Source organism: Synechococcus sp. EJ6-Ellesmere (assembly GCF_024345875.1).
Classification (GTDB): domain Bacteria; phylum Cyanobacteriota; class Cyanobacteriia; order PCC-6307; family Cyanobiaceae; genus Regnicoccus_A; species Regnicoccus_A antarcticus.
The window spans coordinates 1-19,431 of record NZ_JAGQBY010000043.1 but is presented as its reverse complement, the minus strand read 5'-3'; the positions used below and the strand labels follow the sequence as shown (position 1 = coordinate 19,431).

The window sequence follows — 19,431 nt, the reverse complement described above, 5'->3', positions numbered from 1 at the left end:
ACGTAGGCCAGGGCCGAGAGCAGGGCACCGGCCAGGGCGAACAGCAGCGGCAGGGCCGGCAGACCAGCGTCAGCAGCAGCGCCAAAACCGGCACCAACCGCCCCGGCCCCGCCCGGAGCGGCCAGCACCGCCACCCCCAGAAAACCCAGGAGCACGGCGCCCCACACCCGCCAGCCCGGCCGCTCGGCCAGCAGCGGCCAGGCCAGCAGGGCCGTGAAGGTGGGGTGCAGGTACTGCAGCACCGTGGCCACCGCCAGCGGCAGGCCAGTGAGGGCCAGGTAAACGCAATAGAGCCCTGCGGTGCCGAGGATGCCGCGGCCCACCAGCAACCGCCGCCGCTGGCCCCAGGGGTTGAGGCCGGCGCGCCGCAGCATCCACCAGCTGATCAGCAGGCTCACCAGCGCCCGCGCCAGCACCACCTCCGCCACCGGCAGGCGGCCGCCCAGGGCCTTGACGCACACCCCCATCAGGCTGAAGGCCAGGGCGCTGGCGACCATCCACAGGCCCGCCCGCCAGGCCGGGGGCTGCACTGGATCGGAGACGCACCACTTCTGGTGTGGTGGGGCAGAATGGGGTCCAGAGCCACCCCAGCGGTAGCGCCATCCCTTGAGCCAGTCCCAACCCCACGCCCGCCTCCACCCCCGCACGATCGAAGCGGTGAAGGAGCGCGCGGACATCGTTGATGTGGTGGGCGAGCACGTGGTGCTCAAGAAGAAGGGGCGGGAGTTCGTGGGGATCTGCCCCTTCCACGACGACAAGTCGCCGTCGATGACGGTGTCGCCCGCCAAGCAGTTCTACTACTGCTTCTCCTGCGGGGCCGGCGGCAACGCCATCAAGTTCCTGATGGAGCTGCAGCGCATCAGCTTCAGCGAGGTGGTGCTGGATCTGGCGCGCAAGTACCAGCTGCCGGTGGAAACGCTGGATGGACCGCAGCAGGAGCGCCTGCGCAGGCAGCTCTCCCGCCGTGAGGCGCTGCTGCGCGCACTGGGCCTGGCGGCGGGCTGGTTCCGCAGCCAGCTGCGCAGCCCCGAAGGCGCCGGCGCCCTGGCCTACCTCAGCAAGGAGCGGGGTCTGAGTGAGGGCACGATCGACGCCTTCGACCTGGGCTATGCGCCCGAGCGCTGGGACGGTCTGCTCAACCACCTCGGCCAGGTGGAGAACCTGGCGCCGGAGCTGCTGGAGGCGGCCGGGCTGGTGGTGCCGCGCAAGGGCGGCGACGGCTTCTACGACCGCTTCCGCCACCGGGTGATGGTGCCGATCCGCGACCGTCAGGGCCGGGTGATCGGCTTCGGCGGACGCAGCCTCGATGGCGGCGAGCCGAAATACCTCAACTCGCCGGAAACGGAGGGGTTTGAGAAGGGCAAGCACCTGTTCGGCCTGGATCGCGCCAGCAACGCCATCCGCAAGGACGACCAGGCGGTGGTGGTGGAGGGCTACTTCGATGTGATCGCCCTCCATGCCGCTGGCATCACCAATGCGGTGGCGTCGCTGGGCACGGCCCTGAGCAGCCAGCAGATCACCCAGCTCTGCCGCTGCTGCGACAGCCGCCGCCTGGTGCTCAATTTCGACACCGACGGTGCCGGCGTGCGCGCCGCCCAGCGCGCGATCGGGGCGGTGGAGCAGCAGGCGCTGCAGGGTCAGCTGGAGCTGCGGGGGCTGCACCTGCCCGCCGGCAAGGACCCCGATGAATTCCTCCAGCAGCATGGTGCCGGGGAGTACCGGGCCCTGCTGGAGCGGGCACCCCTCTGGCTCGACTGGCAGATCGAGCAGGCGCTGGAGGGCAAGGATCTGGCCCGCTCCGACCAGTTCCAGCAGGCAGTGGCGGCGCTGGTGGAACTGCTGGGCAAGCTGCCCCAGAGCGCCGTGCGCAGCCACTACCTCCAGCAGGTGGCCGAGCGGCTCAGCGGTGGCCAGGCGCGGCTGGCCCAGAAGCTGGAGGAAGACCTGCGCCAGCAGGTGAAGGGGGAACGCTGGCATGGCCGGGCCAGCCGCTGGGAGCAACCCGGGGAGATCGGCCTGCGCGAGCGCGCCGAAGCGGAGCTGCTGCGGCTCTACCTGCATGCCGGCCGCCACCGCGGCGCCATCAGGCGGGAGCTGCGCCAGCGGGAGCTGGAGGATTTCGCCATCGCCCACCACCGCCTGCTCTGGGCAAGCATCAGCGAACTGGAAGAAGACAACCTCGGCGTCGGCCGGCTGGAGGCGATCAACCGGGGCAGCGATCCGGGCGACGATCTGGCCGATCTGGATCTGCCGCGTCTGCTGAGCGACCGGCTGCTGGTGGAGGAAAGCGAGCTGCTGAACAGGCTCACCCCCCTGTTGGAGCCGAGCGAACTGCAACGCATGGCCCTGGCTGAACCCCTGCTGCAGCTGCGCGGCACCACGGCGGTGCTGGAGCGTCAGCGCAGCCTCAAGCGCTGCCGCCATCTGCTTGATGCCTGGGGGTCTCAGCGGCTGGAAACGCTGGAGCGCTGCATCGCCCGGCTGCTGGAGGAGAGTGAGGCGGAGGCCAGCGCCGCCGCTGCCCTGAGCATGGAAAGCAGGATCGATTCGATGTTCAGCGAACTGAACGGCGATGCCCTGCGCTTCCAGGAGCTGTACTACAACGAACGGCGACACATCAGCCACCTCGACCAGCAGCGCTGCGCCGATCCCCTGGCGGCGGCGCGGCTGGCCAGCTGAGCTGCACTCGCCTTCGCCCCGCAACCCCATGGCCCCTGGCATCCCGCATTTCCGGATCGGCCCGGCGGCCCTGGCCACCGCTGCCGCCCTGCTGGCGCTGGCCGGAACCCTGCAGAACGCATCAGCCCAGCTGAGCGGTCCAGCCCCCCGGATCCGTCAGACCGTGGCTCCGATCGCCACAGCGAACCGATTCCTCGAGGAGGCGCTGCAACAGGAGTTGTTTCCCGTATCGGTGCTGGACGACCAGGGCCATGGGCCCGACCCGGGCACGGCGGAATGGCGTCAGGCCGAGATCCATCAGCGCCGCAACGCCTGCCACGCGGCGGGCCCCTTGCGCTATGCCTACAACCGCATCGACCTGAACGGAGACCGGCAGGACGAGCTGGTGGCCACCGTCATCGGCCCTTACACCTGCGGCACCGGCGGCTGCAACGCCTATGTGTTCCAGAGCGGACCCAAAGGCAAGGGTCTGCGCCTGGTGTCACAGATGTCGCTGTTCAAGCCGCCGCTGGTGGTAAGCGACCAGCGGCACAACGGCTGGAGAGACCTGATGAGCCGGGTGCGGATCGATGCGGGCCACGGCTACTACGCCCGTCTGCCTTTCAACGGCCGTGGCTATCCGAGCAATCCTTCAACGCCCCCGGCTGAACCCCTGCGCAGCGCCCTCCCGGGCGTGGCCATGCTCAACACCGACGACGACGCCAGCCCCACCCATCCCCTGCCCTGCGACAGGCCCGCCATCGCCGCGCCGCCACGCGGCCTCTGATCCAGGCAAGGCCTGGCTGCCTTCTGCTCAGAACTGGGTGGACCGCACCGGCTCGAGTTGCCCCATCGCCTCGCCCGGCACCAGCTTGTAGGTCACCTGGCGGGTGCCACCGGTGGGATTGGCATTGCTGTCGCCGCTCCTAGGGAGAACTCCGGTGCGTCGCTCACTAGGAGTTTGCGGAAAAACCGCCTGAATGGCAGCGTTTTCCCCCTCCGGAGAGCTGATTGCGCTCCGGAGGAGGGCTGATTTGCTGGGAATCAGCGGCTCAGGACGACCGAATTCAGGCGTTTTGTCCCGTTGGGCCTCCCTGATCGCCGTCGCCTGGCCACAGCTCTGGGCAACCACCTGTTCATGCCGCCGCCATCGCCGGTTTGAGCAGGTTGCCCAGCCGGATCAGGTTGTAGGCGATCACGTGCAGGCCAAACACCGCGCCTACCTTTTCGGTACCGCGCAGTTTGAACTGGCGCAGACCGCCCCACTGTTTGATCCAGCCGAACACCTTCTCGATACCGCGGCGGGCGTTGATCGACGTGGCGTAGCCCTCGTGGCGGGTGGTGCGGCCATCAATGGCTGAGCCGCCGGTGCGTGCGGTGTTCTGTGCCACATGCGGCGTGACGCCGATGCGGCGCATCTCGGCGACAAAGCCCTTGGTGTCGTAACCCTTGTCGGCACCAACAGTCTTCTGGTGGGCACCGGGACGATCAGCCGCCATTTCTTTGGCCGCATCCCGCTCCCCGGTGCCCGTGGCTTTCGTCACTTGACAATCGACGATCAGTGCATGGCGGTTGTCCATGAGCACGTGACCCCGGTAGCTGGGTAGCGCTGGATGGGCCTTGGATTTACGGCAGAGCAGCGCGTCAGGATCCGTGCCGGAGCGATGGGTCTCGTTGCTGAGCTTGACGCCGCGGAAATCACCTTTCGCACGCTTCCTGTCCCTTTTCGGTTGCCCGAAACCCTCGCCAGGGCCTGATGGTGGCGGTGGTGGATCGTCCTGCCCATCGATCCGCTCCAGCGAGGCATGGGAAGCCCAGGCCTGCAGCAGGGTGCCATCGACTGAGAAGTGCTCGTCGCTGAGCAGCGGCTTGACCTCCGGGGCGCCCATCAGCTTCTCGAGGAAGCGCCCCATCACCTGATCATTGAGGAGGCGCTCCCTGTTCTTGGTGAACGTGGTGGGATGCCAGATCGGATCGTCCGGACTCAGCCCCACAAACCAGCGGTACAGCAGGTTGTAGTCGAGCTGCTCGAGCAAAAGCCGCTCCGAGCGGATGCCATAGAACGCCTGCAGCAACGAAGCCAGCAGCAGCTGCTCGGGTGGCACCGATGGCCGGCCTTCAGCGGCGTACAGCTCACAGAAGGTGGGATTGAGCCGATCGAGTGCCTGATCCGCCAATTTCCGGATCCGCCGCAGAGGATGGCTGGCCGGGATCCGCTCCTCGATCGACACGTAGGAGAACAGGGAGCCGCTGCGCTCCCGGTGACCTCGCATCTGGACTGAGCGGTTGACCCATTTTCGCGCAGGCCTGGTTTTTCAGCAAACTCCTAAATCGCAACAGCTGGCCTCACGAACTGCAGCCGGAACGACTCCTGGGGTGGCGCCTCAGACCATCAAGTTTCCACAACCATGCGCTGGAAGGCGGGGGTGATGCGATGGACGGCATCGAGGCTGAGGCCGAACTTGCACTGCTCGGCGAAGGAATCAAAGGGGCGCTGGACCGTGATCAGGCCGGGCCAGGCGCCGGCTTTGTATTGCCAGATCGGCCAATACGTGTCCAGTATTGGCTGGTCGCAGCTCTTTGCCAATACGTCGCACCACACACATTGCGGGCGGATTCGCAGGTCACGCCGCTGCGCCTGTTTGTGGGCCGGCAACGGGAGCGGCAGCTGCTGCTTACCACGATCGGAAGCAGTGCCAGCTCCAGACAGGCGGTGGCAGGCCGCCCTGGCATCGGCAAAACCACCCTGGTGCAAACGGTAAAAGCCAACGCCCAGGCTGGGGATTACTGGAGTTCCGACGAGATCATCCCGATCAACGCCGAAGGCGCCAGCGAACACCTGCTCGGCCAGCTGCTCTCGGGTGTCTACGACGCCGTGCTGGCGAACTGCCCAACGGCAGCGGGACCCGAGGTGGAGGCCGCCCAACAGTTGGTGCGCAGCATCCGCCTGCGCGGCGGCAGCCAGAGCGAGAGCGTGGCCCCGCCGCCGGGGGCGCTGCTGCTGGATGGTCCGCGGGTGCTGCGCGACCTGCTCCGCTACGCGATCGGCCAGGGCGCCCGCGGCATCGTGCTGCACCTCAACAACCTCGAAAATCTCAGTGAGGCAGACGCGTCGCGGCACGACGGCCTGCATCTGATCGTGGTGGGCACCACCGATGCCGTACGCACGGTGGTGCTGAAGCCGCTAGCGCTGAGGGATGTGGAGCAGTTGCTGGCCAATCGGTATGAGGCGCTGCAGCTTGATCCGAGCAGCCCCTGGCGTTCCCCCGTGGACATTGCCGTGGTGCAGCGGCTCTACGAGCTGTTCCGCGGCGATCTGCGCGGCCTGTTGAAAGCCCTGGAGGATGGAATCACAGCCCTGCTGGGGCTCACCAGCGCTGGGGCCGAGGTGGCGCCAGTGGGGCTGGACGACCTGCTGCTCACGCTGCGGCAACGCAACCAGGCCGAGCTACGGGAGCAACTGGGCGACACCGCCTGGGAGCGGCTGTTGGGCTGGGCGAAGGAGGATTCGGCTTCGACCCAGACCCAGGCCCAGCTGGTGGACCTGTGGCAGGGGAAGCAACCCTCGGTATCGCAGACCCTCCAGCAGTTGATTGAGGCCGGCGCCGTTGATGCTTTGCCCCGCCGGGGACGGGAGGCGATTCAATATTTGATGACTGGCACGGCGCGATTGGCGCTGTAGTGGTTGGAGCCGCGATCAGGGTGGCGGGGGCTGATCCCCTTCCTGGAGGGTGTCGTAGATCGCTTTCCAGATGAAACCGAGCAAGCCGACCACGACCCACACGGCAAAGCCTGCCAGCAGCAGCAGCCAGAACCAGGGGGAGGTGAACAGCAGGATCGCGATGCCGATGCCCAACAGCAACAGCAGGGTGGCCTTGACGGCATTGCGCCTGGAGGGCTGCCTGGGTGCTGTGCTGACCTGTTCAGGGCGGGGGTCCGTGGGCTCCGCTGGCAGGTCTGTGATGGTGGTTCGTGTATCGCCACGCCGGTTGAGCTCGGCAGTGAGCTCGGCCAAGAGGGCTTCGCCGGTTGGGCTGTTCGCCGCGCTGGCCAACCTGTCCAGGCGAGCGTCTTCCTGTTCCCATGCATAGCGCTTCACCATCAGATCAATGATGGGGTGCCAGTTGAGCTTGGCCAGGAAGCGCCGCCAGCCCGGCAGGGAGGCAAAGAAGGCCTCTCGGGAGCGGTAGATGTCTGGAAGCGGCCCGTCGAGGTCTGGGGGATGGCCCATGACACGTGCCCACTGATGCAGCCTCAAGGCTATCGACGCCAGCGGCTTCAGCGCCCCAGGGTGCGGCGGATGTCCTTGAGCAGCAGCAGCTGGGTTTCGATCGTGCTGGTGTTGCTGATCTGGGAGAAGTGCTCCAGTATCACGTCCACCGGCCTGACCCGCTCATCGAAGCGTTGATCTTTCGTCTCCTTTCGAGGGGCGCCTCGGAGTAGAGCTGCCTGAACTGATCAGACGTAACTGAGTTCACTGCAGCTCATCGATCGGCTTCACGCGCCCAGCCTGGAAATCTTGAATGGCTTCACTGGCCATTTCCTCAAGCAGGATCGCAGCCAGCACGTTCTGCTCCTCTTCTGGGAGCTTGGCCGCGGAGGCAACCGCTGCAGACAGAGCTTGCGTCATCGATTCAGCTCCAGGTCAGTGGACCCGCTCCATTCTGTCAGGGTCAGCAGGTCATTCACCACAGTCCGTGCCGTCAGAACCGGGGGCTGGGACCTTTCAACCGCCTGCTGGACGATTGAGCGGACGGCGCTCCGCCCGGGCGACAGAGGGCAGCCTCGATTGACTTTTATGAGCATAAAAGCATAAAAAGGGCAAAAACAATGAGCTCTTCGCTGAGCAAGCCCCTGCATGATTACCCCAATCGGGCGAGCTCGGTGGCGAGTAGTTCACTGGTGATCAAAACAGCCAGCGCCGGAGTCCATCAATCTGTACGGGCTGAACAGCTGAGGGAGCTAAGTAAGCCGCACGGGCTGCTGGTGGCAGGGGACGGGGCACGGGCTGCAGCCGGAGCGGCTCACGTCAGCGGCTTGCGGGCAGCCAGCAGCATCGACTTCCACAGCCAGGGCCAGCGGCCGGCGCCGCGGAAGGCAACCACCTGGAAGCCGGCCTCTTGCAGCAGGGCTGTGAGGGTGCGGCGGCTCCAGAACTTGATGTGACCGCCGTCCCAGAGGGCGGTGAAGTGGGCGTCGAGCTTGCCGCTGAGGGCCAGGGCGCAGTTCTTGAGGTAGCCGTGGTATGGCGTGGAGCAGATCAACACGCCGCCGGGCTTGAGGACTGCGTAGGCCGCTGCTGCCCATTGGCGGGGGCTGTAGACGTGCTCAACCACTTCGGTGCTCAGCACCGCATCAAAGACGGGCAGCTGCAGCTGCGCCAGCGCAGCTGGATCGGCAGGGGCCTGGTGGAAGGGGATGGATGGCAGCCGCCGGCGGGCCTGGGCGATGCCGCTGGCGCTGGGGTCCACTCCCACCCCCTCGTAGCCGCAGCTGTGCAACGCCTCTGCCCGCGCACCATTGCCGCAGCCCAGATCGAGCACGGTTGGCCGCGGAGCCGGTGACGCCTGCCCTGCGGGGGGGGGGGGCACGAAATCCCTCAGCAGCAGCTGCAGGGGTTTGTACAGGTACGCCTCGGTGTGGGGCGTGTTATCTCTCCAGCCGTAGTCGGCCAGGTGGGGATCAGGTGCCACGGCGGGCCTCCCAGAGCATCAGGCTGAGCAGGGTCTCCACATACATGCGCTGGAAGGCGTAGAACCAGCCGCGCCAGCCATCGAGCAGGCCGCGGTGCCAGATGAGGCAGAGCGCCAGCACCGCAAAGGGGGCAATCACATGGGTGCGGCGCAGGGCATCGTTGAGGCCCAGCTGCTGGCGCGGGGTGTTGTAGAGCTTCTGGGTTTCCTGCTGCAGGTAGCGCTGCTGGCTGGCGAGCCAGCGGCTGAGGGGTTTGCGGTCGTCGTGGAGCACCGGCTCGCGCATGGTGGCGGTGCGCCCGGATGGCACAAACTGATGGGAGTGGCCGTCGTTTTCGTAGTGGCCGCCGCCTGGGCGCATCAGGTTGATACGCGGCGGCAGCAGGGTGCCGCGCAGGGGCTTACCGGCCACCAGATAGCGGAAAGGGGTAACCACGGCAGCCAGATCAGCAGGCGCGGTGGCGATCAGCTGGGCCAGTTCTGCCTGGAAGGCGGGGGTGATGCGGTGGTCGGCATCGAGGCTGAGGCACCAGGGGGTGCGGATCAGGCTGATGCCGAAATTGCACTGCGCGGCAAAGGAATCAAAGGGGCGGTGGACCACCTCCACCTGGGGCACTGCGGCGAGAAGCTCGAGGGTGCGATCGGTGCTGCCGCTGTCGATCACCAGGATGCGCTCGGCCCAGCTCAGGCCTTCGAGGCTGCGGCCGATGTTGGGCTCTTCGTTGTAGGTGATCACCAGCGGGGTGACCTGCTTGAGCGCATCCCAAGGCGGCACATTCATCGAGGTGGATTCAGCCACGTAACACCTCCTCGTAGTGCTGAATCAGCTGGCGGCTGATTGCGGGCCAGCCATAGTGCGTTTCGGCCAGCTGCCGCGCCGCCCGGAGCATTTCAGCAGGTGGCGGCTCGAGGCAGCGCTCTAGACAGGCGCTGAGGGCTTCCGGGGTGGGTTCACAGATCACGCCTGCTCCGGCGGCGGCCACATCAGCGGCCAGGGCCACGCCGGGGGAGAGGAGCACCGGGGTGCCGGCCATCAGGGCTTCGGCGGCGGCGATGCCGAAGTTTTCAGACGCAGAGGGGAGCACAAACCAATCCGCTTGCTGAAGCAGGGCCTGCTTGGCGGCCCCTCCCACGAAGCCATGCCAGTGCACCTGGTGCGCGATGCCGAGGGCCTGGGTGCGACCGCGCAGCTCCTGCACATAGGCCGGATCCCCTTCGCCGGCGATGTCCAGCTGCCAGGGGCGCGCGGGTTGCCTTTGCTGCAGCAGGGTGAGCGCCTCAAAGAGCAGCGGCAGCTGTTTCTTGGGATGGAGGCGGGAGAGGAAGACAAAACGCGTGGGGCGAAGCTGATCCACTTCGGCAGACCCATCAACAGCAGCAGGCGCTTCGGGCACCCCAAGGGGCAGCACGAAAGATGACGTTTGAACATGGAGGTCGGCGGCCTCTTGCTGTTCCGCCTCGCTGGTGAAGTGCAGCGCTCGGGCGCCTTGCAGATTGGCCTGGTCCACCAGCTTCAGGAACAGCTGCTTGCGGCCGGCGCTCTGGCCCAGGCTCCAGCGGTTCAGCTGGCCGATCGTGCGCAGCAGATAGGGCACCCCCTGGCGACGCAGCTGGGCCATGCCCAGGGAGGTGGTGTAAGAAAACAGCGCATGCACATGTACGAGGTCGTAGGCATGGGCGTGCTGGCCCAGCCAGCGGCTGAAGCCCGGCGCGATGGCGAATTCGCGAACGGCCCGCAGCGGCGGGTTCCAGCGGCCGAAGGCGAGCACGGGCACGGCTTGCCCTAAAGCTTCCTGCTCGTGCCAGCGGCCCAGGGGCATGGCGCTCTGAACGCCGGGGCCGTGGTCGTTGGTGGTGAGGATTGAGGAGTCCACCCCCTGCTGGCGCAGGGCGGCCACCATCGAGAGCACCGCCTGGCTGGGGCCGCCGCGCAGGGGGCTGATCGAGGGGATGAGGTGGAGAACCCTCACGTCTTTTGAATTGCAAATCGAACTACCAAAAGCCAAAACGGATCACGGGGGGCAATCAAAGATTTCCTTCATTAAGGCTATCGAGATTGGCAAGTGACGATAGTCGTGTTAAGAGGCGAGAGCACAATGCTAGAAGGGTCAAGGTTGGATTGGAATGGGAGGATGTAGGAAAAACAGAGGCGCTACACACGAATAAGTTAGTGACACCCCATGGGCGCATCCATTGATCCACGACACCGCCCTCAGGCGTGGAACTCATTTTTGCACCACCCATATGATGATTGACATCAGATGTTAAGTTAACGATTTCTTGAGGTAGCAAACTTAACATTGGGTCCAACTTCAGTTCGCAAATATTTAATCCTTTTAGTTCTGATTTAAGCAGCTGGCTAAATGCGGCAATCCCTTTGCCAACAACGGGATCAATTGTCCAGTGGATGCATGCCTGCTTAAGGCCAAAGGGATCAAGAGTATCAGCCAATGTGACGCAACTTTCGGATGTTGCAGGCTGTTCACTCATAATGCAAACAACAGTCTTCGCATTGCTTCTGTAAACAATACGCTTTGCGGCAAGAATAATCAAGCCAAGAATAACTAGATGACAAACACGGAGCAGTCTCCAGGCGTTTATAACAGAAGGTTGCTGTAAGGCTGATCGTAAATTACCGAGCCAATCGCGGGTGTGATGTGGCAAAAAAAGAAAATGCGACGAGATATTGGGAAGCTGATTTGTTGCTTGCCACGCAGTGGATGCACTCATTCGCACTGAGTACTTCCAAGAACGATAAAGCTGAGTACCAAACTGCTTTTGAAGCTTGTATAGCTTTAGAGGTGTAAGGCCAATTACCTCCGCTACTTCGATCGATGGATGATCCATGTACCCTTTGCCTAGCCAAGGGGATGCTTGCGCAAGCGGAGAATTAGGATCTTCTGCACTTAGCAAGAGCATTCGGGTTGATTCGATACCACCTGTAGCAAGGAAAACAGCCTTTGAATAAACAGTAAGTCGCTTTCCGGAAAGAGACGCTATTTCAATGCCATCAATGGAGTGCTTGTCTCGCCAGATTAACCTTGTGCAATGTGCGTGATACAGGATAAAGCATGTTTCAGGAAGGCCTTGATGCTTCAGCTTCCAGAAGTTCGGCTCAGGAGCCCACTTTGAAAAATGAAACCAGATATTCACATTATTGAAACCTGGATCCTGTACACCAGTTAGCTGAGTTATATCGGAATCATAGTTGTATGTATCGACTCCCATAAACTGATTGGCTATGATATAATGCTCCTGCAAGTCTTCGTATTTAATCGGCCAATCACCAGGCATCCATTTTCTGGCTGTAAAGTCTATGGGAGAGAATGGCAATGACTGCCCACCCCAAGCAGTGGTGGTTCCACCAAGCATCCGCTTCCGATTCCAGATTGGATTCGATTGTTTTTTTGCAATCTCCTGGATTGAATTAAGATTTTGATATTTATCTATTTCGCTCTCTTCTCCACTTTCAACAATTAGCACCGACTTTCCCTGACTGGCTAGTTTTGAAGCACAGAATATCCCAGCTGCTCCGCAACCGACTACGATCACATCGTAGTTTGTGGAATCTGGAATGCTTACTTCAAAATCTATGTGACGCATCGTCTATTGATTAGGCTATATTCGCAATAAGAGCATTTTGCCTAATATGCTCAGGGTTCAGTGATGAGAAGAGAACGGTGCCCTGGGGAAATTGTTGTATTGTCTTTTTCAGGGATTCTGTGGGGAGTAGGTCGCCAAATCTTCGCTTCCCCACGCAGCTATGGATCACGTGATGCATCAATGGAAATTGGTTTTTTAATGTATCATGAGCAGGCCAGTTTGCTCCATATTCATACTGAAGAACATCCCAGCCACTAAAATCACCTTGGGTGTGACTTAAATAGTTTGAGCCATTCGCAGCAATGCCAAGCCTATTAATGATGCCCTGGGTCCTTAAGGTGAAAAGGTAATCCTTAGCCTTGTCTGTCAGAGAGGATGGCAACAACTCGTGTAGCAACAGTATATCAAGATAATCAGTTTTTAAGGCTTTTAGGCTTTTTTCGACTGTGTTTCTTGCATCGGCTAGGCTTAGCAATGTTGGATTCGCCGCGGGCTGCCAAGCAACTGACTCATTTGGATAATTCAGGCCGTGTGCATTTTCTTTGCCTGCTCGTAATCGATTAACCTTCCTTGCCAGCTGTTTCAGGCGTAGAGCGAGGGGGGTTGGAATATTTGTGTTCCCATGAGGCCAGGTTCCCAATTTTGTTGAAATAATGTATTCTTCTCGTGGCACTAAAGATTTGGTTAGGCATGTGCCCAATATTTTTTCTGAATATCCTTGCCCGTAAGCAGGTGCAGTATCGAAATAACGGATGTTGCTGGCGAGAACTTTGTTTATTAAGGTCTGTGCGTCAGAAAGATTTCTGCACGATGTGAGGCGTACGCATCCATATCCAAGTCGAGAAAGACTCTTCATGGCAGAATATTCAAGATTTTGGTATGCAAATGAGAGTATTACTCATGCCTTCGCTTGCACAAGCATGAAGTCGCAACGGATCAAGTGGCTTGCTTCGTAGGGCTTCATTGGGCTGATAATTTAAAACATCCCAGGCTTCGTAACGGTAGATCTCCAGAAAACGAGAGATGGCATCCAGTACCCCTTCCCCATGCCACTCCAGAATCACTTTGGGGCGATGGATGCTGAACAATCTATTTCCATTATGAAGTGCTTGCTCCTCGGCCGATTCGAGATCTAGTTTGATCAGCCTAGGAGGCTTAATCTTGTAATCTATTAATAGCTCATCGAGGCCTGAGCAGCGAACTGTCTCCGATTTTGGGGTTCCTTGGTAACTCTTGCTTAAATCTAGAGGACCAGACGAGCCACCTAAGTCGCCGGCAAAGTTGATTGTGCAATGTTCAGGCCCGATGGCAAGGTGATGAATGGCAACATTATTCCAGTTGTTTAAGGCTGGAAGAAGCCTAAGGTTGCTGAAATTCCGCTGTGAAGCCTCGAATGTATGCACATGTCCTGTGGGGCCTACAGCTTTTCTGAAAATCGCCGTATAATAGCCAACAAAAGCTCCGCAATCCCAAGCTGTGTCTCCAAGGGCAAGGAGGTGCGAAATCGGATTGAGGCGATTAAGGATCCATGTATCATAAGATCCAAGCCAATAAGAACCCTGGCTCCTTATGTCAAGAGACAGTACACATCCTTTGGCAGGGCCTGCGAGAACCCGGCAGGGCCATGAACTTGCTTTATGAAAAGGGCGGCCTAACCCCCACAACATTTTTTTGGCCAGACTTTTTGAAATTGGCATCATTGTGTTAGTTTAGAGTGTTCAGATGGCCCAGGGATGTTGGCCTGAATTGGTAATAGCAGGCTTTGGCCTGTGGCCTGAGAGTGCGAGAGTCATATCTTACCAATTAGATTTTGTCCAAGGTGCAAGTTTAGCCAATATCTCAATGCCATCAGCCCCCAGCGGCGAGGCCAGGGCTGGAGGTCGAGCCCGGTGGGCAGAGGCGGCAGGGGATGGTCTGCACTTCCGGGTTGGAGGAGGGAACCTGGCTGGTCGAACCACACGCCGTAGGGGAACGTAAAGCCACGCTTCGCTGCCGGCGGCAGGGCCTGGCGCAGTTCCGGCACGGCATCTTGGAGCAGCTTTTTGCCGCGGGCGAGGCGGGTGGGGGCGGGCAAGGGGGCGAGCTCGCGGAAGAGCTGGGAATCCACGAACGGAATTCGCAGCTCCAGGCCGTGGGCCATCGAATAGGTGTCGCTGTCGCGCAGGAGCTGCTGGCCCATGTAGCGGCTGCTTTCCAGCCAGGCGATCGCATCTGCCTGGGTAGGGCAGCCGCTGTTGCCGGCCTCAATGAAGGCTTGATCTGAAACGGCATCCTCAGGGAGGCCCCAGTGCCGCAACAACACGGCGGCCTCTCCAGGGCTAAATATGCCACGCAGGCAGCGGTGGGCCGCTGCCGCTGTGGCCGGCCCGCACAAGAAGGCGGCAAGGCGCAGGCGCTGGTGCTGGCCGGAGCGCTCAAGCCAACAGGCTGCAGCTGCCCGAGACGGGCCCAAGCTGCGGTGCAGGGCCAGCAGCCGAGGAATCTTGCGGAAGCTGGTATAGCCACCGAAAAGCTCATCACCGCCGAGGCCACTGAGCACCACCTTCAGGCCCTGTTCATGGGCTAGCTGCGACACGCAATAGGTGTTGAAGCCATCGATGCTGGGTTGATCCACTGCCGCCAGAAAGGCCGGCAGCAGCTCTGAGGCCCTGGCGGCATCGAGCTGCAGTGGCACGTGGCTGCTGCCGAAATAGCGCGCCACTGCAGCGGCTCGATCGGATTCGTCGTAGGCGCTTTCCTGGAAGCCGATCGAGAGGGTGGTGATCCGTTGGCCGCCTGCCAAGGCGAGCAAGGCTGAGGAATCCAGGCCTCCGGAAAGGAAGAGGCCCACCGGCACATCGGAGAGCTGGTGCGCTTCCACCGAGGCTGCCAGGGCCTGGCGGCTGAGCGCGATCTGATCGCCTCGGTTCAGGAGCAGGCCGGGGGCATAGGAGGGCTGCCAATGGGGCTGGATCTGCCAGCGGCCGGTCTGCCACTCACCCAGCCAGCCAGCCGGCATGCTCGTGATGCCGGCCACCAGGGTGCGCGGCTCGGGCACGCTGCCGCTGGCCAGGAAGCCGGCCAGGGCCGTGGCATCGAGCTGCCGCGGGATCAGGTTGCTGGCCAGCAGGGCTCGCACTTCGGAGGCGAAGAGAAGCTGGCCGCCTGGCCCTTGCCACAGGTAGAGAGGCTTGATGCCGTAGGGGTCGCGGGCGAGCATGGCCCGCTGCTCGTGGCTGTCCCAGAGGCAGAAGCCAAACATCCCCTGCAGGCGCTGCAGGGCGGCCGTGCCATAGCGGATCAGCAGCTGCAGCAGCACCTCGGTGTCGCTGCTGGAGCGGAAGCGGTGGCCCTGGCGCTCAAGATCGCCGCGCAGGGCGTGCTGGTTGTAGATCTCGCCGTTGAACACGAGCACGTAGCGGCCGCAGGCCGATTGCATCGGCTGGTGGCCGCCAGGCGAGAGATCCTGGATTGCCAGGCGCCGGTGCACCAGGGTCACGGGAGCAGAATCGCCCCGTGGGCTGCGCCAGAGGCCGGCATCGTCGGGGCCGCGGTGGGCCAGAGCGACGCCCATGGCGGAGGCAGCGCTGGCGTGCAGTCCTGGCGCTCCAGCGAGGATGCCGGCAATGCCGCACATTCAGCCCACCTCCAGAGTGGCCAGCTGGGCGTCAAGGCGCTCACAGAACGCGACAAAGCCGAAGGCCTCCCCCACAGCCTGAGCTAACGCCTGCGGCTGAAACCAGAGATCTTCTCCTTGCCGGGCCAGCAGCGAGGCCAAAGCTGGTGCCAGGGGCAGGTGCGGATCCACCAGCAGCCCGAAGCGGCCATCACCCAGGGGATCCAGAGAGCCATCGCGGTTGCCGGCGAGCACCGGGCGCCCGCAGCCGAGGGCCTCGAGGAACACGATCCCGAAGCCTTCACCGGTGCTCGGCAGGGCGAACACCGTGGCCAAGCGATGGTGATCGGCCAGCTCGGCTTCGGCGATCCGGCCGCTGAAGATCACCTGCTGGCCCACACCCATCTGATTGGCCAGGGATTGAAGGCGGGGTTTGTCGTCGCCCTCGCCGGCGATCAATAGCCTCAGAGCGGGCCAGCGGGCCAGCAGGGCCGGAAGGGCTTCGATCAGCTTGTGGAGGTTCTTGTAGGCGTCGGCCTGGCTGAGGCGGCTGAGGCTCAAGATCAGCGGTTGCCCGGAGTGGAGGCCATAGCGCTGCAGCAGCTGTGGGGAACGCGCTCCAGGGGAAAACCGAGTTTGATCGAAGCTGTTGGGAAGCACTCCGATGGGAGGGCAGCCAGCTCCCAGCTGCAGCTGCAGCCGCGCAGCGGTGAAGCGGCTCACCGGCAGCAGCCGCTGCAGGCGCGCCAGGGCCCAGCGTTTGGGGCCACGGCGTAGATCCCACACCTCGATGCCATGGGCACTACACCAGCTGGGGGATCCCGTGAGCTTGTGGTGCAGCACTTGCAGGGGTGCGAAGTTTGGATGGGTGGAAAGCAGCAACTGGGGCCGCTGGTTCCGAGCGGCCCTGGCCAGCGATCGGGCCATGCGGGCGCTGGAGCCCCGGGCTGGGTGCCAGCTGATGCCGGGCCAAGGCTTTGTGGGGATGTGTTGGGGGTGATCGTTGCGGATGAACACCCGCAGGGGGGCGTGGGGCTGCACCACCTGCAGCGCTTGGATCAAGGTGCGGGAATAGCGTTGAATGCCACCATCGGCCGCAAAGAGCTCGGGCAGCAGCAGGTCGATCGGCTTCACGGGCGCGCGAGCACCGCCTGGAGGGCTTGCTTCAGGCCGGCTGTCGCCTCGGCGTAGCTGTAGTGCTCGATGTGGGCGCGAGCGGCCCGGCCCATGGTTTTCAGCCGTTGCGGATCGCTGAGGGCCTTGGCCAGGGCGCCCTTGAGGGCATCCCCATCGCCAGCGGGAACAATCCAGCCGGTTTGGCCGGGGATCACCAGATCAGGCCCGCAGCCCACATGGCTGCTCACAATCACTGGCTTGGCCAGGTTCATCGCTTCGTTGATGCAGAGGCCCCAGGTTTCGCCGGAGCCGAAGGAGGGCAGCACCACCAGATCGGCCAGGGCGTAGGTGCGGGGCATGGCGCTCTGGTTCTGGAAGCCCTGCAAGAGCACCCGGCCGGGGGCAAGCGCCGCAGCGCGGCGGCGCAGCTCGGCCTCCAGCGGGCCAGCCCCCACAAACACCAGCACGGCGGTGGGATGCTGCAGAGCGGCGAAGGCGGCCAGCAGATCGAGGGGTCGTTTCTTGGCCTCGAACTTGCCGGCGAAGAGCACCACCGGTGCCGCCGCAGGAATCCCCAGCTGCTGGCGCCAGGCGCGGGCGGCCAGTTCGGCCTCAGGGGCGGCGGCCTGAAAGCGGGCGTTGTCCACGGCGTGGGGCGCCAGGAACAGGCGCCGGCGCGGGATGCCGCTCTGGGCCATCCAGACGGCATTGGCCTGGCCCACCGGCAGGCCGGCGGCAAAGCGGCGGAAGAGAAGGCGCCGGCCAAGAGCAGCCAGGGCGGGCTTGAGCCCGCGGCGGCGGGCGAGATAGTGCGAATCTCCGCGCAGCAGGATCGGCAGCCGCCAGAGGCGTGGATCGAGCAACAGGCGCAGGTGGCTGAGGTAGGCGTAGCCGAAGAGGAGCACCGCATCGGGCCGCCATTCAAGAATGGCATTCACAAGTGCGGGATTATGGAGGCCGCGAAAGTGATGCGACCCGGGAGAGTTGCTTTGATTTGGCACGAAGCAATAATCGTATCCTTGTAGCAGAGGGATGTCCCAATTTAATGTCACCTGAAAACCATAATCCTCACGTTCGGAAACGCCAAAATTCCACAGATAAAAAACTCTGCTAGAAAGATCGGATTCGCACGAAAGTGCCTGGAACCAAGGTGCGTAATATTGAATAGGATGGGATACTACAATGGCCAGCTTTATTGCCATATACTTAACTAAGGCAATCCACCGGGAGTAAGATATCGCCAAAACCGAGAACCAAAAAATCTGCAAAAAACAGAGAAAGAAATAAAGTAAATGATCGAGCCAGAAAGTAATTTAAGATTTGAGGCTTCAAAAGAAGCGGCATTTGATAAAAGAAAAAGCGTTGCAACAGCAAGATTCAAGGGGGTAAAGGGTTTAATTAAAAGAATCAGTGAATAAAGCTTTCCCCAAATCCAACCCATCAAGGCAATCGGCAAAAGCATCAACGGAAAGCCAAAGTCGATGTAGCTCTCGCCAAAGTAGCCTATACTGATAGAAGTTCCTTGATCAGCACCAGCTACAGGTTGGCCAGAAAATTGATTTGTTCGATCGGAGTCGTTTGCAATTAGCTTGTTTGGATTCAAAAAGCGGGGGATCAGAAATTGAACTGCCTCAGACCACAATCGGCCATTTTGATAGGGCTTCAACGAAGGTACATGATTGACTGAACCAGCAAAGTAATCAAGATAAGAAATACGCTCTAATCCTGAATCAAATCCAACAAGGAAATTTTGGAAACTAAACTTAGAGAATTGTTCAAGGTGAAAATTCGCGATTTCGCCATAACCAATGCGAACACTTTGGGTGTTAGTTCCTTGATCAAGAAATCCTCGGAACGGCGGCTTAATAAATTGCCAATAAGAAGACAATAAAACTAACGCTAGAATCCAGGGCAAGATGCGTGGCCGTAAAAACTTTAAGGGGTTGATCGATGAAGCAAGAACTGCGGCTGCAAAAACATAAAAGATGGTTTTAAATCCAGAAAAGAAACCCGTAAAGCCAATGGCCACTTCAGCAAGAAGGATAAAAAATACAATTAGAGGAAAATGACGGCTTAGCAAACTTTTTTGAAAAATTAAAAAAGCAAAAAAATAGCGAATAAGTGATAAAGGTAGAATGAACTGTGTTAAAGCTGAAAAATGATAGGCAACGCTGGGAAGGATAAAGCTAAAACCAAAGAAAATTATATAGAGCCTAAAAGCCCTCGCATCATTAATTTTAAGGATGCCATTCAGTGCCTCTTCTTGATTAGCCCAGGATTTAAGCAACCCGCTTCTCAGGCCATAGGCAAGCACAATCATCCCAGAAGCAGCATAAAGAAAAGTATTAAGGTAGGCATTATTAGGAAGTGCAGAATCAAGATTTAGATTAATCCTATTCGCGTTGATAACCGCTGCAATCACAGGGAAGCTCTGCATCCAAACCGCAAAAATAGGCACTTGAGGCTGTTTGGAATTCCAGAGAATGGAACAAAGTACCATCGGCAACAGAGCAGCTATTGCAGATGGAATTGGATTGATAGTGAATAGCCCCCAAAAAGCCATGAAGATAGAAGCACTCCAGCCCCATGTTTGCCAATTCGAATAACCTCTTTTGGCAGCTGAAGAAAGTGTGTTCATAAGCAGCGTCCCAGCAAGTGGTGTAATTCAGGAGGAGCAGCACCGGCGTAGCCGGTGCTGACGGCTCAGCTCTTCAAGCGTCAGTCGTGGCAAGAGGTGGGCCGGTCTGTGACCCTGTTCGGAGCACT

At 61.0% G+C, this 19,431-nt stretch carries 19 protein-coding genes; 3 read left to right on the top strand and 16 right to left on the bottom strand.

All coding sequences use genetic code 11. The features are described from left to right. On the bottom strand, positions 1 to 530 hold a 530-nt coding region (locus KBY78_RS06525), incomplete at its 3' end, for a DMT family transporter (RefSeq protein WP_315856641.1). Between the two features lie 76 nt (positions 531 to 606). Here KBY78_RS06525 and dnaG point away from each other — a divergent pair. Beyond that, positions 607 to 2,679 carry a DNA primase gene (gene dnaG / locus KBY78_RS06520; RefSeq protein WP_255142912.1) on the top strand — a complete coding sequence of 691 codons (2,073 nt, stop codon included), beginning with the start codon at positions 607 to 609 and terminating at the stop codon, positions 2,677 to 2,679. 28 nt (positions 2,680 to 2,707) lie between these two features. After that, positions 2,708 to 3,445 carry a hypothetical protein gene (locus KBY78_RS06515; RefSeq protein WP_255142911.1) on the top strand — a complete coding sequence of 246 codons (738 nt, stop codon included), beginning with the start codon at positions 2,708 to 2,710 and terminating at the stop codon, positions 3,443 to 3,445. Between the two features lie 27 nt (positions 3,446 to 3,472). Here the strand turns inward: KBY78_RS06515 and KBY78_RS06510 are convergent, their stop codons facing one another. From KBY78_RS06510 to KBY78_RS06500, 3 genes are all read right to left on the bottom strand, one after another. Continuing rightward, positions 3,473 to 3,790, bottom strand: a complete 318-nt coding sequence (locus tag KBY78_RS06510; protein WP_255142910.1) for a hypothetical protein — start codon at positions 3,788 to 3,790, stop codon at positions 3,473 to 3,475. Positions 3,791 to 3,794: 4 nt separating this feature from the next. After that, on the bottom strand, positions 3,795 to 4,931 hold the full coding sequence (locus KBY78_RS06505) for an IS5 family transposase (protein ID WP_255142909.1): 1,137 nt from the start codon (positions 4,929 to 4,931) through the stop codon (positions 3,795 to 3,797). A gap of 119 nt (positions 4,932 to 5,050) precedes the next feature. Then, positions 5,051 to 5,245 (bottom strand): hypothetical protein, encoded by a 195-nt coding sequence (locus KBY78_RS06500; protein WP_255142908.1) that lies wholly within the window; start codon positions 5,243 to 5,245, stop codon positions 5,051 to 5,053. 18 nt (positions 5,246 to 5,263) lie between these two features. Between KBY78_RS06500 and KBY78_RS06495 the strand changes: the two genes are divergently transcribed. Further along, positions 5,264 to 6,340 (top strand): AAA family ATPase, encoded by a 1,077-nt coding sequence (locus KBY78_RS06495; RefSeq protein WP_255142907.1) that lies wholly within the window; start codon positions 5,264 to 5,266, stop codon positions 6,338 to 6,340. A gap of 15 nt (positions 6,341 to 6,355) precedes the next feature. On the opposite strand, the gene KBY78_RS06490 is transcribed toward KBY78_RS06495, so the two are convergent. From KBY78_RS06490 to KBY78_RS06435, 12 genes are all read right to left on the bottom strand, one after another. Further along, a complete protein-coding gene (locus KBY78_RS06490; RefSeq protein WP_255142906.1) occupies positions 6,356 to 6,889 on the bottom strand; it encodes a hypothetical protein in 534 nt (177 codons plus the stop codon). Positions 6,890 to 7,132: 243 nt separating this feature from the next. Continuing rightward, entirely contained in the window at positions 7,133 to 7,288 is a 156-nt protein-coding gene (locus tag KBY78_RS06485) for a hypothetical protein (RefSeq protein WP_255142905.1), read from the bottom strand. A gap of 394 nt (positions 7,289 to 7,682) precedes the next feature. After that, positions 7,683 to 8,351 (bottom strand): bifunctional 2-polyprenyl-6-hydroxyphenol methylase/3-demethylubiquinol 3-O-methyltransferase UbiG, encoded by a 669-nt coding sequence (locus tag KBY78_RS06480; RefSeq protein WP_255142904.1) that lies wholly within the window; start codon positions 8,349 to 8,351, stop codon positions 7,683 to 7,685. Next, positions 8,341 to 9,150: a glycosyltransferase family 2 protein gene (locus tag KBY78_RS06475; protein ID WP_255142903.1), complete on the bottom strand. Its 810-nt coding sequence runs from the start codon at positions 9,148 to 9,150 to the stop codon at positions 8,341 to 8,343. Before KBY78_RS06475 ends, KBY78_RS06480 begins: the two co-directional genes overlap by 11 nt. After that, complete coding sequence (locus KBY78_RS06470; RefSeq protein ID WP_255142902.1) at positions 9,143 to 10,321, bottom strand: glycosyltransferase; 1,179 nt, start codon at positions 10,319 to 10,321, stop codon at positions 9,143 to 9,145. Before KBY78_RS06470 ends, KBY78_RS06475 begins: the two co-directional genes overlap by 8 nt. A gap of 55 nt (positions 10,322 to 10,376) precedes the next feature. Continuing rightward, complete coding sequence (locus KBY78_RS06465; protein ID WP_255142901.1) at positions 10,377 to 11,954, bottom strand: GMC oxidoreductase; 1,578 nt, start codon at positions 11,952 to 11,954, stop codon at positions 10,377 to 10,379. A gap of 10 nt (positions 11,955 to 11,964) precedes the next feature. Further along, on the bottom strand, positions 11,965 to 12,810 hold the full coding sequence (locus KBY78_RS06460) for an aldo/keto reductase (protein ID WP_255142900.1): 846 nt from the start codon (positions 12,808 to 12,810) through the stop codon (positions 11,965 to 11,967). Positions 12,811 to 12,820: 10 nt separating this feature from the next. Then, positions 12,821 to 13,654, bottom strand: coding sequence for an FkbM family methyltransferase (locus KBY78_RS06455; RefSeq protein WP_255142899.1), 834 nt, complete (start codon positions 13,652 to 13,654; stop codon positions 12,821 to 12,823). Positions 13,655 to 13,743: 89 nt separating this feature from the next. Next, positions 13,744 to 15,570: an asparagine synthase (glutamine-hydrolyzing) gene (asnB, locus tag KBY78_RS06450; protein ID WP_255142898.1), complete on the bottom strand. Its 1,827-nt coding sequence runs from the start codon at positions 15,568 to 15,570 to the stop codon at positions 13,744 to 13,746. Further along, on the bottom strand, positions 15,571 to 16,683 hold the full coding sequence (locus KBY78_RS06445) for a glycosyltransferase family 4 protein (protein WP_255142897.1): 1,113 nt from the start codon (positions 16,681 to 16,683) through the stop codon (positions 15,571 to 15,573). After that, positions 16,680 to 17,603 carry a glycosyltransferase family 4 protein gene (locus KBY78_RS06440; RefSeq protein ID WP_255142896.1) on the bottom strand — a complete coding sequence of 308 codons (924 nt, stop codon included), beginning with the start codon at positions 17,601 to 17,603 and terminating at the stop codon, positions 16,680 to 16,682. Before KBY78_RS06440 ends, KBY78_RS06445 begins: the two co-directional genes overlap by 4 nt. A gap of 272 nt (positions 17,604 to 17,875) precedes the next feature. Then, a complete protein-coding gene (locus KBY78_RS06435; RefSeq protein ID WP_255142895.1) occupies positions 17,876 to 19,303 on the bottom strand; it encodes a hypothetical protein in 1,428 nt (475 codons plus the stop codon). Positions 19,304 to 19,431: the final 128 nt, after the last annotated feature.